We start from the raw sequence: 12,441 nt of genomic DNA, 5'->3' as shown, positions 1-12,441 counted from the left end.
CTAGAGCGCCACGGGGAGCGTCTTCCAGAGGTACGGCCGGTCCGGGGCGGCCTGGAGGGCGCCGAGCACGGCCGGGTGCGGTTCGGCGTACAGAGTCGGATAGTCCAGCTCGTCGACGCGGGGGTCGGGCACCCAGGCCAGCCGCTCCCCGGTCAGGGAGAACTGGGCGTTCACGCCGGGCTTGTTGCCGCGCGGGTCCTGGCGGTGCCAGTCCCCGTTGAAGCGCACCGCGACCAGGCCGTGCACGGCGTGTCCGTCGCCGTCGTCGTGCGCCAGCCGCTGGTAGCAGAGCGCCGTCGGGATGTCCTCGGCACGCAACAGCGCGGCCAGGGCATGGGCCTTGGCATAGCAGATGCCTGTGCCCTGTTCCAGGACGTCGGAGGCGCGCCAGGTGACGCGCGGATCGCCCGAGTCCGCCGAGTGGGGAATGGTGTCGCGCACGAACTCGTACGCCGCTCGCGCATAGTCATACGAGTCGGTTGCACCCTTGGCGAGATGGGCGGCCACCTCCCGCACTTGGGGGTGGCCATGGTTGATGACCTCGTCGGCCGCCAGATACGCGGACAGGTCAGGGGTTTGCTGGATCAGCTCCATGCCCGTAGAGCATAGGAAAACGATCACCCGAGAGTCAATGACTTTTCGGGTGACCGTATATGTATGCAGCCAGTCAGCGCGCCATTTCCTCCTTGAGGGCCGCCACGAACCCGTCCACGTCGTCCTCGGTCGTGTCGAAGGCGCACATCCAGCGGACGTCGCCCGCGGCCTCGTCCCAGAAGTAGAAGCGGTAGCGCTTCTGGAGGCGTTCGCTCACGTCGTGCGGGAGGCGGGCGAAGACGGCGTTGGACTGCACGGGGTGAAGGATCTCCACCCCGTGGACCGCGCGGACGCCCTCGGCGAGCCGCTGGGCCATCTCGTTGGCGTGCCGGGCGTTGCGCAGCCAGAGGTCCTTCGCCAGCAGGGCCTCCAACTGCACGGACACGAAGCGCATCTTGGAGGCGAGCTGCATGGACAGCTTGCGCAGATGCTTCAGGTGGCTGACGGCGTCCTGGTTGATGACGACGACCGCCTCCCCGAACATCGCGCCGTTCTTGGTGCCGCCCAGGGAGAGCAGGTCCACGCCGACCGCGTTGGTGAACGTCCGCATCGGGACGTCGAGCGCGGCGGCCGCGTTGGCTATCCGGGAGCCGTCCAGGTGCACCTTCATGCCGTGCGCGTGGGCGTGGTCGCAGATCGCTCGGATCTCCTCGGGCGTGTAGAGGGTGCCGAGTTCGGTGCTCTGGGTGATCGAGACGACCTGCGGCATCGCCCGGTGCTCGTCGTCCCAGCCGTACGCCTGGCGGTCGATCAGCTCGGGGGTGAGCTTGCCGTCGGGCGTGGGCACGGTGAGCAGTTTCAGGCCGCCGACCCGCTCGGGCGCCCCGCACTCGTCGACGTGGATGTGCGCGCTCTCGGCGCAGATCACCGCGCCCCAGCGGTCGGTGACCGCCTGGAGGGCGACGACGTTGGCGCCGGTGCCGTTGAAGACGGGGAACGCCTCGGCCGTGGCGCCGAAGTGGCTGCGGACGATCCGCTGGAGGTTCTCGGTGTACTCGTCCTCGCCGTACGCGACCTGGTGCCCGCCGTTGGCCAGGGCCAGGGCGGCGAGCACCTCGGGGTGGACCCCCGCGTAGTTGTCGCTGGCGAAGCCGCGGATCTCCGGGTCGTGATGGCGTCGGGCGTCGGTCTTCGGAGGGTTCACGGCTTGTCGGTCAGCCACAGACGTTTTCCGTTCACTTCGGCGGCGGGCTGCTCCCAGACACCGGCGATGGCCTCGGCCAGCTCCTTGACGTCGGTGAAGCCCGCGAACTTCGCGTTGGGGCGCTCGGCGCGCATCGCGTCGTGCACCAACGCCTTCACGACCAGGATGGCAGCCGCGGAGGTCGGCCCCTGCGGCCCGCCCGCCTTGCGGAAGTAGTCCGCCGTGGCCAGCGTCCACGCCTCGGCGGCGGCCTTGGCGGCGGCGTAGGCGGCGTTGCCGGCGGTGGGCTTGCTGGCGCCGGCCGCGCTGATCAGGACGTACCGGCCGCGCTCGCTGCGCTGCAGGGCCTCGTGGAAGGCGAGGGAGGTGTGCTGCACGGTGCGGATGAGCAGCATCTCCAGGAAGTCCCAGTCGTCGAGGCTGGTCCTGGTGAAGGTCTCGCTGCCGCGCCAGCCGCCGACGAGGTGGACGAGGCCGTCGACCCGGCCGAAGTCCTTCTCGACGCGGGTGGCCCAGTCGCGGGTCGACCGGAGGTCCAGCAGGTCGACCGTGTCGCCCACGACGGTGGCGCCGCCGTGCGCGTAGCGGGCCGCGTCCACGGCCTCGGAGAGCCGCTCGGGGTCGTTGTCGGAGCCGACGACGATCGCCCCCGCGTCGGCCAGCCGCAGCAGCGTCGCCCGGCCCGCGGGTCCGCCCGCGCCCGCCACCGCGATCACCGCGCCGCTCAGTGCACCGTTGCCGTTCTGCATGGTCTTCGCCTCCTGAGCAGCATGTACGACTCGGGCGCTCACGCGGCGGCCCGCTCGGCGTTCGCCGCGGTGATGCCCTTGGTGGAGGCGATCACGGTCTTCAGCTTCTTGGCGAGCGCCTCATAGAACATGCTGAGCGGAAACTCGTCCGGAAGCACGTCGTCGACGAGCTTGCGCGGCGGCTGCGTCAGATCCAGCGCGTCCGGGCCCTTGGCCCAGCGGGAGCCGGGGTGCGGGGCGAGGTAGGTCGCGACCAGCTCGTACCCGGCGAACCAGTGGACGAGTTTGGGGCGGTCGATGCCGTCGCGGTAGAGCTTCTCGATGTCGGCGCAGAGCTGGTTGGTGACCCGCGGGGCGCGCTGCCAGTCGATGAACAGCTTGTTGTCGGTCCAGCGGACGACATCGTGCTTGTGCAGGTAGGCGAAGAGGAGCTGGCCGCCGAGGCCGTCGTAGTTGCGGACGCGCTCGCCGGTGACCGGGAAGCGGAACATGCGGTCGAAGAGCACGGCGTACTGCACGTCACGGGCTTGCGGGACGCCGTCGGCCTCCAGTTTCACGGCCTCCTTGAAGGCGGTGAGGTCGCAGCGCAGCTCTTCGAGGCCGTACATCCAGAACGGCTGGCGCTGTTTGATCATGAAGGGGTCGAAGGGCAGGTCGCCGTGGCTGTGGGTGCGGTCGTGGACCATGTCCCACAGGACGAAGGCCTCCTCGCAGCGCTTCTGGTCGTGGATCATCGCGGCGACGTCCTCGGGCAGGTCGAGGCCGAGGATGTCGACGGCGGCCTCGGTGACGCGGCGGAAGCGGGCGGCCTCGCGGTCGCAGAAGATGCCGCCCCAGGAGAAGCGGGAGGGGGCCTCGCGCACGGCGATGGTCTCCGGGAAGAGGACGGCCGAGTTGGTGTCGTAGCCGGCGGTGAAGTCCTCGAAGGTGATGCCGCAGAACAGCGGGTTGTCGTAGCGGGTGCGCTCCAGCTCGGCCAGCCAGTCGGGCCAGACCATGCGCAGCACGACCGCTTCGAGGTTGCGGTCGGGGTTTCCGTTCTGCGTGTACATCGGGAAGACGACCAGGTGCTGGAGGCCGTCCGCGCGGCCCGCGGCGGGCTGGAAGGCCAGCAGCGAGTCGAGGAAGTCGGGCACCTTGAAGCCGTCGTCGGCCCAGCGGCGCAGGTCCTTGACGAGCGCCTCGTGGTACGCGGCGTCGTGCGGCAGCAGCGGGGAGAGCGTCTGGACGGCCGCCATGACGTCCTGGACGGCCAGCTCGGCGTCCGACGGATCGGGGGCGTGCTCGGCGTCGAAGTCGATGGAGCCGTCCTTCGACTGCCACGGCCGGATCCGCTCCACGGCATCCTTGAGCACGGGCCAGGCCGGGTGCTCCACCACCCTACCGACCGGAGGAACTCCGCCCTCCGTACCCACCTGCACAAGAATTTCCGTCATGACCCATCCTCCACGGGAGAACCTTTCGTAGGGACACCGTATGTAGGGGAGGTTCCCTCTCGCAAGGCCGATCAAGAGCGTTCCGCCGGAAATCCTCCCGCCACTCCCTCTACCTAACCGATGAATCTCCTGTCACACGTCGGGTGAATCACAGTTCATGCGTCGCCGTGTGCGCGAGGAAGCCGCCGGGGTCAACGCGCGCCGGACTCGCCCACTCAGGGATGACCCGATTCACCCGGGCAGGTGCGGAAACGGTCCTGTTCTCCGACGTGACACGGCATGAAACGGCTCGAAAGGGCTCCTGCACGTACGGATGCATCGCACGGCGGGAGGACTACGCTGCGCCCCAGCCGCGTGCCGCCCCCTCCCGGTCACGCGGGCCGAGCCGCCGTCGACGGAAGCGAGTCAACCTTGAACTTCCTCACCATCGGTCACCGCGGAGTCATGGGCGTCGAGCCCGAGAACACGCTCCGTTCCTTCATCGCCGCCGATCGCGCGGGCCTCGACGTCATCGAACTCGATCTGCATCTGAGCAAGGACGGCGCCCTCGTCGTCATGCACGACGCGGACGTGGACCGGACGACGGACGGCACCGGCCCGATCGCCGACAAGACCCTCGCCGAGCTGCGCGCCCTGGACGCGGGCCGCGGAGAGCGCGTCCCGACCTTCGAGGAGGTCCTGGACGCGGTACGGGCACCGCTCCAGGCCGAGATCAAGGACACGGCGGCGGCCCGCGCCCTCGCCGAGATCCTGCACCGGCGCGACCTGGTGGGACGGGTCGAGGTGCTGTCCTTCCACGACGAGGCGGTCGCCGAGATCGCCCGGCTCGTACCCGGCGTCCGCACCGCGCTGGTCGCCAGCCGCTACGGCACCGACGTCGTGGACCGGGCGGTGGCGGTGGGCGCCACCACTCTCGTCCTGAACATCCGGCGGCTGACGCTGGAGGTCGTGGAGAAGGCCCGCAAGGCGAACCTGAGGATCATCGGCTGGGTGGTGAACACCCAGGACCATCTGCGGCTGGTCCGCGCGCTGCAGCTGGACGGCGCGACGACCGACTACCCGGACATCAAACGCACGGGCCGCTTCACGGCGTGACTCAGCCGAGCTCCTTGACCAGCAGCTCGAACCGCAGGTCGTCCCGCTGCGGAATACCGAAGCGCTCGTCGCCGTACGGGAACGGGGTCATCCGGCCCGTACGGCGGTAGCCGCGCCGCTCGTACCAGGCGATGAGGTCGTTCCGTACGGAGATCACGGTCATGTGCATCTCCTTGGCGCCCCAGGTCTCGCGCACGATCCGCTCGGCCTCGGCGATGATCACCTTGCCGAGGCCGCCGCCCTGGAGGGCCGGACTCACCGCGAACATCCCGAAGTAGGCGTGCTCGCCACGGTGTTCGAGCTGACAGCAGGCGACGACCGTGCCGTCGCGCTCGACCGTGAGCAGTCGGCTGTCGGGCGACTTGATGACCTCCAGGACGCCCTCGGGGTCGGTGCGCTGCCCCTCGAGGATGTCCGCCTCCGTGGTCCAGCCGGCCCGGCTGGCGTCCCCTCGGTACGCCGACTCGATCAGCGCGACGAGGGCATCCACGTCGCCGTCGGTGGCGTCACGGAAGGTCAGGCCGGTGGCGGCGGTCTCCATGGGCTGCTCCTGACGGATGTCTACGCGGCTCGAACACGCAAGAGGGTAAGGGCAACCACGCCCCGCGAGGGGCGCGGTGAACCGCGCGAGAAGCCCCACACACCCGCAGCCGAAAACACGGCGCCCCCAGCCGAGCACCTACGCTCGACCACATGATCCACGTACTCAGCAGCCGCACCCTCCTGCGCCCCACCGACCCCGAGCGGTCGCGCGTCTTCTACGGCGAGAAGCTGGGACTTCCCGTCTACCGCGAGTTCGGGACGGGCGATCGCCGGGGCGTCGTGTACTTCCTCGGCGGCGGTTTCCTGGAGGTCGCGGGCCGCTCGGAGACCCCGCCGTCGCCCGCGCTGAAGCTGTGGTTGCAGGTCGCGGACGTGTCGGTGGCGCACGACGAGCTGGTGGCGGCCGGGGTGGAGGTGCGACGGGCGCCGGTGAAGGAGCCGTGGGGGCTGATCGAGATGTGGATCGCCGACCCGGACGGCACGGAGATCGTGCTGGTGGAGATCCCGGCGGACCATCCGCTGCGGTACCGGCCGGGGATCTGAGGCGCCGCATCCCGGTGGCCGGGGCGGGGTCGCGGGCATAGCGTGCTGGAAGAGGACTCTCGTTTCCGAACTCTCCCGATCCCCTCCCGATCCCTCCTGATCTCCTCCCGATCCCTCCTGATCTCCTCCCGATCCCTCCTGATCTCCTTCCGGAAGGAACGCCATGAAGCTCGACGAGCCGGTGACCGGCGGGCCCTGCTGGGCCGAGCTGGGGACCAGCGACCTGGAGGCGGCGAAGCGGTTCTACACCGAGCTGTTCGGCTGGCGTCCGGAGACCGATCCGCGCCAGGAGGCAGGCGGCTACAGCGTCGCGCACCTCGGTGACGCGGCCGTCGCCGCCCTCAGCCCGCTGTACCAGGAGTCACAGCCGGTGGCGTGGAACGTGTCGTTCGCGGTGCGCGACGCGGACGCGGCGGCCGAAGCGGTACGGGCGGCCGGCGGGAGCATCGTGCTGGAGCCCATGGACGTCTTCGACATCGGGCGGTTCGCGGTGGCCCTCGACCCGGGCGGCGCGGCCTTCCAGCTGTGGCAGGCGCGGACCTTCCCCGGCGCCGGGCTGTTCAACGCGCCCGGCGCGCTCGGCTGGGTGGAGCTGCTGACCCGCGCGCCGGAGCAGGCCAAGACCTTCTACACGGCGGTGTTCGGCTGGAGCGTCAACGCCTCCGAGCACTACACGCAGTGGGGCATCGAGGGCGCCGACTTCGGCGGCATGATCACCATGGACGAGAAGTTCCCGCACGAGGTGCCCTCGCACTGGCTGCCCTACTTCGCCGTCGAGGACGTCGACGACACGGCCCGGATCGCCACCGAGGCGGGCGGCACCATCCTCATGGAGCCCACCTCGGTACCGGAGGGGCCGCGCATCGCGGTGCTGCGGGACCTCCAAGGGGCCATGTTCGGCGTGTACTTGGCGGGCGAGGAAGGCTGACACCCACCGGCCCGCGCTTGTATTGAAGTGCTCTCCAACTCCTAGCGTCGTACCCACGAACCGCTCGGAGGAGATACATCGTGCGTTACACACTGTTCGGCAGGACCGGCCTGCGCGTGAGTGAACTGGCCTTCGGGACCATGACGTTCGGCTGGGGAGCCGTGGACCTCGACGCGAGCCGGCCACTCCTCGACGCCTACGCGGACGCCGGCGGCAACTTCGTCGACACGGCGAACAACTACTCCGAGGGCACCTCGGAGACCATCGTCGGCAAGCTCCTCGAAGGCCGCCGCGACCGGTTCGTGCTGGCCAGCAAGTACACCTGCGCGACCAGCGCGGACGACGTGAACTCTGCGGGCAACCACCGAAAGAGCCTTGTGCGGTCGGTGGAGGCGAGCCTGGAACGGCTGCGCACCGACCGGCTCGACGTCCTGTGGGTGCACGCGCGGGACGACTTCACGCCGGTCGACGAGGTGATGCGGGCCCTCGACGACCTCGTACGGTCCGGGAAGGTGCTCTACGTCGGCGTGTCCGACTGGCCCGCGTGGGAGATCGCGCAGGCCAACACCCTGGCCGAGCTGCGGGGCTGGACCGCGTTCGCGGGCTCGCAGCTGCGCTACAACCTGCTGGAGCGCACCCCGGAGCGTGAACTGCTGCCGCAGGCACGGGGGTTCGACATGGCGGTGTTCGCGTGGGCGCCGCTGGCGGCCGGGAAACTGACCGGCAAGTACCGGCGCGGCGAGACGGGGCGGCTCGGCGACGACGGGGCCGCTGCGGACCCCCGGGAGGACGCCGTGGTCGACGCCGTGCTGGAGATCGCCGAGCAGGGTGGCTGGAGCCCGGCGCAGGTGGCCCTGACCTGGCTGCTCGGCCGCCCCGGCGCCATCGTGCCGATCGTCGGCGCCACCAGCGAGCGCCAGCTCGCGGACAACCTGGGATGCGTCGACGTACGCCTCGACGCGGACGCGATCGCCCGCCTGGACGAGGTGAGCGCACCCTCCCTGGGCTTCCCGCACGACTTCCTGCGCGAGCCCGTGATCCGGGAGAACGTGTACGGCGCCCGCTGGGCCGACATCCGCAACCCGCGCGCCAGGGCCCGCTAGGGGGTGTTTTGAAAGTCCAGCGCGGGTGCTGTGCGGGGCTTTCAAAACACCCCCTAGGGCCCTTCTGATGGATCGACGGCGCGGAGATCCATCAGAAGGGCCCTAGGCGCGCGGCAGGCCCAGTCGGCCCTCCAGCTGGATCAGCAGCTCCCCCAGGAGTACCGCGAGTTCGCGGCGGTCGTCGGAGTCGACACCGGACAGGACGGCCGTCTCGTAGGCCAGTTGCTCCGGCAGGACGCTGTCCACGAGGTCGCGGCCGGCGTCGGTCAGGCGGACGTGGGCGACGCGGCGGTCGCGGGCGTCGCCGCGTCGCTCGACCAGTTCGCGCTCGGTGAGCAGCTTGAGGCGTTTGGTCACGGCGGCGCCGGAGGCGAAGGTCTCCCGGGCGATCTCACTGGGGGTCAGCTCGTGGCCCGTGCGGCGCAGGGTGCCGAGGACGTCGAACTCGGGGCGGGTGAGCCCGGCGCGGCGCAGCGGGGCGTCCTCGGCCTGTTGGAGGAGCGCGGCGCAGCGGTTGACGCGGCCGATGATCTCCATCGGTGCGGTGTCGAGACCGGGGTGCACCGTCTGCCACTGGCGCACCACCTTGGCGACCGTGTCCCCGAGAGTCGCGCCGCTCCCCGTCGCCGTCCGCCCGTTGCCTGCCGTCATGCCCGTGCGCCCTCCGATGCCTGGAACCCGTGCCGTCGTACCGTCGCCGCGAGCGTACGGTGTCCGGCCTGCTCGGCGTGCGTCACCCGCTCCGACGGCCGTGCGCGTTGCCACCATTCGCCCGCCGCGGCGTCGCTGGTGGCGCGCAGTTCGACGAGGGCACCGGCGAGGGCACGGCGGGCGGCGCCCAGTGCGCCGGGCGCGGCGTTCGGGTCGGCGGCGATGCGGACCGTGTGCTCGCGGGCGCGCTCCACGGCGGCGAGGTCGTGTTCGACACGGTCTCCGGCACGCCGGTTGGTGACGGCGACCGCCGCGAGGAAGCCGACCAGGACGCCGACGAGGGTGTCGAGGAGCCGGTCGGTGATCAGCTCACCCGGGTTCTCGAGGCGGACGAACTCGGTGACGAGCAGGGCCATCGGTGTCACGCAGATCGTGCCGAGCCAGTAGTTGCGGCTGATCAGCGCCTCGGCGCCGAAGCTGAGGGCGAGGCAGCACAGGACGAGCGCCGCCGGGCCGAGGTGGGCGAGCGGGACCAGGGCGGCGAAGGCCGACAGACCGGCGAGGTTGCCGACGACGCGCTGCACGCCGCGGTTCCAGGTGAGGGTGAGGTTCGCCTGGTAGAGCGAGGCGGCGGTGACCAGGGCCCAGTAGGGGCGGCCGACACCGATCGCGAGGGAGGCGTACCCGGCGAGGGCGCAGCCGACCGCGGTGCGTACGGCGATGGGGGTGAGCGGGCCGAGCCTGCTCCACAACGGGGCCCGTCCGCCCGCGCGTCGGCACTCCACGTCGAGCAGTTCGTCGGCCGCCTCAGCCGGGGCGGCGGCCCGCGGGAGGCGTCCGGTGCCGCGCAGTTCCCGCGCCCAGGCGCGCAGTCGGCCGGGGTCGGCGTCGGCGGGCGCGGCGAGGGCGACCTCGGCGCGGACCAGGAGCGCTTCGAGGGCGCGCCGGGGCTCGGTCCGGGCGCCTGCGGAGAGCAGTGTCTGCCAGGCGGTGTGCACGGCGGTCGTGGCGGCCGTGCGGGCCCCCGGCCGCTCGGGGTGCGCCGCCTCGATGTGGGCGGCCACCGCGTTCAGGGCCTGTGCGGTGGCGCGGCGTTCCGGCCCGTGCGGTCGTGCGAGGCCGGGGGCCATGCAGACGAGCCACGCCCACAGGCCTGCCACGGCGGACGCCGCGAGATGGCCGGGGACCTGGGCGAGGCCCTGCGGTACGAAGAGGGCCGCCGAGGTGACGAAGGTGAAGATGACGTTGGCGGGCGGCCCGATCCGGCTCACGTCGCAGAGCGCTTTCTGCGCGGCGGCCAGCAGCGCGCCGACGGTGACCAGCACCGCCGCGTTCGCGGTGAGCGAGGCGGTGACCAGGGCGACCGCGAGGCCGCCGACCATGCCGAGCACCACCCGTGCGAGGACTCCGGCGCGGGCCGCGTACGGCCGGTTGTGGGCGTAGAGCGCGCACAGGGACCCGGCCATCGTGTACATCGCCAGGTCGAGGCGGTCGAGGGCCAGCAGCGTCAGGTTGGGCGGGGCGGTCGCGACGACCACGCTCAGCGCGGGCTTGAACCAGATCTCGGAGGGCCGGTTCACCCGCAGGACACCGGAGAGCGGAAGCCGACGGGCACGGGGAGGTCTGACGCTGCTCATGCCCTAACCTTAGCTGGTGTTTTACTCGTGAAATACATCGGGCGCTGTGGCGCTCCTGTGGCACTCCTCTCCGTGGTGCACCTCGCGCGCTCCCCCGCATACACCCTTGCGCTCGTATGCGCGCCATCGGGCCCGGGCATGCCCTGACCGACTGTCCGACCTCACTCTCAGCACTGTCCGACGTCGTCGAACGGGGAGGTGCGTGGTGCACGGACCGATGTCGCCCGGCTGGCTGCTGGTCGCGCTGTGCGCGGTGAGCGGGGGCTACTGCCTGCTGCGGATGCGCAGCGCCGTCGAGGAGCAGCGCCGGGCCGCGGGCGGCGAGGCGCTGATGGGATTCGGCATGGCCGTGATGGCCGTGCCCGCCGCGGCCGTGGCGCCACCGCGCTGGGCCTGGCTCACGTACACCCTCGTGTTCGGCGTGGCCGCCGTGCGCGCCCTGTGGTCGGCCCGGACGAGCCCGCATCATCTGCATCACCTGGTGGGCGCGCTGGCGATGGTCTACATGGCGGCCACGATGGCGGCCTCGCCCGGCGGCGGCCACGGCGGCGCGGGACCGCCCCTGGTGACCGGGGTGCTGCTGGTGTACTTCACCGGCTATGTGCTCTGGGCGGGCGTCCGGCTCATCCCCGTACCGGCGGCGGTGGGGGCGCGGGTCGTGGCGTCCCGGGCGACCGGCTGGGGCGACCGGCCCGAGTTGGCACGAGCCTGCCGGCTCTCCATGGGCATCGGGATGCTGGCCATGCTGCTGACGGTCTGAGCGGCGCGGACAGCCGGTCCGCACTGACCGTGGGGGTACTGGCCACGGGTCGTACGGCCGTGGTCCGTTCGGCCGTGGTCCGTTCGGCTGTGGCACGTACGGCCGTGGCACGTACGAGATCGTGGCCTGCGTCACTTCGGTGGCGCGGCCCGTGTCGCCGCGCCCCGGCCCGCTCATAGGCTGCGCCCCATGATGGTCCCCGGGGCGTTGCTGCTGCTCGGCGCGTTGATCGCCGTCGTCGCCCCGCGGCTGCTCGCCCGGGCCGACTGGCCGGACCGTGAACCGGTGGTCGCCCTGTGGGTGTGGCAGTGTGTCGTGGCGGCCGTACTGCTGTGCTGCGCACTGTCGATGGCCCTGAGCGCGGCCGCCGCCTGGACGGCGGTGCGCGGGCGGGTGTTCGCGCCCGCGCCGCCGGCGGTCGTGGAGGCGTACGCGCTGGGCACCGGGGGCTCCTGGGCCGTGACCACCGCCGTGCTCCTCGCCTGCGGCGGTCTGTGGACCGGGGCGATGCTGGTCCGCGAGGTCGTGCGGGCCCGGCGGCAGCGGCATCGGCGCCACGCCGAAATCCTGTTGCGCTCCCCCCTGCTGCCCGGCGAGGAGCCGGACGGCGACCGGCTCGTGGTGGTGGAGGGCGAACGGCCAGACGCGTGGTGGATGCCCGGTCCGGTGCCCCGACTGGTCATCACCACGGCCGCGTTGCGCCGGCTGAAGGGGCGGCAGGTGGACGCGGTGGTCGCCCATGAGCAGGGGCACGCGCGGGCGCGCCACCACTGGCTGCTGCACTGTTCGGCGGCGCTGGCGGGCGGGTTCCCGCGGGTGCCGGTGTTCGCCGCGTTCCGTGAGGAGATGCACCGCCTGGTCGAACTCGCCGCCGACGACACGGCCTCCCGTCGCCACGGGCGCCTCAGCATCGCCCTGGCGCTCGTCGGCCTCAACGAGGACCGGGGTGTGTTCGGGCCCTGTCCGACGCCCGAGGACCATGTGCCGCAGCGGGTCCACCGGCTGCTCGCTCCCCCGGAACGGCTCACTCCCGCGCGGCGGCTGCGGCTGACCGCGTGCGCGGCTCTGGTGCCGGTCGTGCCGGTGGTGGTGGCTTTCATCCCGGGGTTGCGGGCACTCGGTGGGGCGTGACAGGGCAAAGAAGGGGCGAAGAACAGCCCAGGAACAACGGCCGACGCGAAGGCTTTGCTCCGGTCGCGACGCGTGACAGTGATCTCACGCCCCGGCGTTGGCCTGACGCCCCGGAAGTCGGCAAGGA

The 12,441-nt window shown here is 71.5% G+C and carries 13 protein-coding genes; 6 read left to right on the top strand and 7 right to left on the bottom strand.

Annotated features, from left to right (window positions below; all coding sequences use genetic code 11):
• The 4 genes from JIX56_RS42665 to JIX56_RS42650 form a co-directional block, all read right to left on the bottom strand.
• Nucleotides 1–594: a transglutaminase-like domain-containing protein gene (locus JIX56_RS42665; protein ID WP_257549140.1), complete on the bottom strand. Its 594-nt coding sequence runs from the start codon at nucleotides 592–594 to the stop codon at nucleotides 1–3.
• Nucleotides 595–667: 73 nt separating this feature from the next.
• Nucleotides 668–1,738 (bottom strand): threonine aldolase family protein, encoded by a 1,071-nt coding sequence (locus JIX56_RS42660; RefSeq protein ID WP_257549138.1) that lies wholly within the window; start codon nucleotides 1,736–1,738, stop codon nucleotides 668–670.
• Nucleotides 1,735–2,487, bottom strand: a complete 753-nt coding sequence (locus JIX56_RS42655; RefSeq protein ID WP_257549136.1) for an SDR family NAD(P)-dependent oxidoreductase — start codon at nucleotides 2,485–2,487, stop codon at nucleotides 1,735–1,737. Before JIX56_RS42655 ends, JIX56_RS42660 begins: the two co-directional genes overlap by 4 nt.
• 38 nt (nucleotides 2,488–2,525) lie before the next feature.
• Entirely contained in the window at nucleotides 2,526–3,923 is a 1,398-nt protein-coding gene (locus tag JIX56_RS42650) for a DUF6421 family protein (protein ID WP_257549134.1), read from the bottom strand.
• A 411-nt stretch (nucleotides 3,924–4,334) separates the two neighbouring features.
• Between JIX56_RS42650 and JIX56_RS42645 the strand changes: the two genes are divergently transcribed.
• Complete coding sequence (locus JIX56_RS42645; RefSeq protein ID WP_257549132.1) at nucleotides 4,335–5,018, top strand: glycerophosphodiester phosphodiesterase; 684 nt, start codon at nucleotides 4,335–4,337, stop codon at nucleotides 5,016–5,018.
• Between the two features lies 1 nt (nucleotide 5,019).
• Here JIX56_RS42645 and JIX56_RS42640 read toward each other — a convergent pair whose 3' ends face one another.
• Complete coding sequence (locus tag JIX56_RS42640; protein WP_257549130.1) at nucleotides 5,020–5,559, bottom strand: GNAT family N-acetyltransferase; 540 nt, start codon at nucleotides 5,557–5,559, stop codon at nucleotides 5,020–5,022.
• A gap of 152 nt (nucleotides 5,560–5,711) precedes the next feature.
• Here JIX56_RS42640 and JIX56_RS42635 point away from each other — a divergent pair, with 152 nt between their 5' ends.
• The 3 genes from JIX56_RS42635 to JIX56_RS42625 all read left to right on the top strand — a co-directional run bounded on the left by JIX56_RS42635 (nucleotide 5,712) and on the right by JIX56_RS42625 (nucleotide 8,135).
• Complete coding sequence (locus tag JIX56_RS42635; protein WP_257549128.1) at nucleotides 5,712–6,104, top strand: VOC family protein; 393 nt, start codon at nucleotides 5,712–5,714, stop codon at nucleotides 6,102–6,104.
• A gap of 163 nt (nucleotides 6,105–6,267) precedes the next feature.
• A complete protein-coding gene (locus tag JIX56_RS42630) occupies nucleotides 6,268–7,032 on the top strand; it encodes a VOC family protein (RefSeq protein ID WP_257549126.1) in 765 nt (254 codons plus the stop codon).
• Nucleotides 7,033–7,112: 80 nt separating this feature from the next.
• Complete coding sequence (locus tag JIX56_RS42625; RefSeq protein ID WP_257549124.1) at nucleotides 7,113–8,135, top strand: aldo/keto reductase; 1,023 nt, start codon at nucleotides 7,113–7,115, stop codon at nucleotides 8,133–8,135.
• A gap of 102 nt (nucleotides 8,136–8,237) precedes the next feature.
• On the opposite strand, the gene JIX56_RS42620 is transcribed toward JIX56_RS42625, so the two are convergent.
• Entirely contained in the window at nucleotides 8,238–8,786 is a 549-nt protein-coding gene (locus JIX56_RS42620; protein ID WP_257549123.1) for a MarR family winged helix-turn-helix transcriptional regulator, read from the bottom strand.
• Nucleotides 8,783–10,423, bottom strand: coding sequence for an FUSC family protein (locus JIX56_RS42615; protein ID WP_257549121.1), 1,641 nt, complete (start codon nucleotides 10,421–10,423; stop codon nucleotides 8,783–8,785). The genes JIX56_RS42620 and JIX56_RS42615 overlap by 4 nt, the downstream gene beginning before the upstream one ends.
• A gap of 205 nt (nucleotides 10,424–10,628) precedes the next feature.
• On the opposite strand from JIX56_RS42615, the gene JIX56_RS42610 reads away from it, so the two are divergent.
• Nucleotides 10,629–11,183 carry a DUF5134 domain-containing protein gene (locus JIX56_RS42610; RefSeq protein WP_257549119.1) on the top strand — a complete coding sequence of 185 codons (555 nt, stop codon included), beginning with the start codon at nucleotides 10,629–10,631 and terminating at the stop codon, nucleotides 11,181–11,183.
• A 189-nt stretch (nucleotides 11,184–11,372) separates the two neighbouring features.
• A complete protein-coding gene (locus JIX56_RS42605; RefSeq protein WP_257549117.1) occupies nucleotides 11,373–12,314 on the top strand; it encodes a M56 family metallopeptidase in 942 nt (313 codons plus the stop codon).
• Nucleotides 12,315–12,441 lie beyond the last annotated feature (127 nt).

It is taken from the genome of Streptomyces sp. CA-210063, assembly GCF_024612015.1.
Classification (GTDB): Bacteria; Actinomycetota; Actinomycetes; order Streptomycetales; family Streptomycetaceae; genus Streptomyces.
The sequence above is the reverse complement of the archived record's forward strand: the minus strand, read 5'-3'. Positions and strand labels throughout refer to the sequence as shown.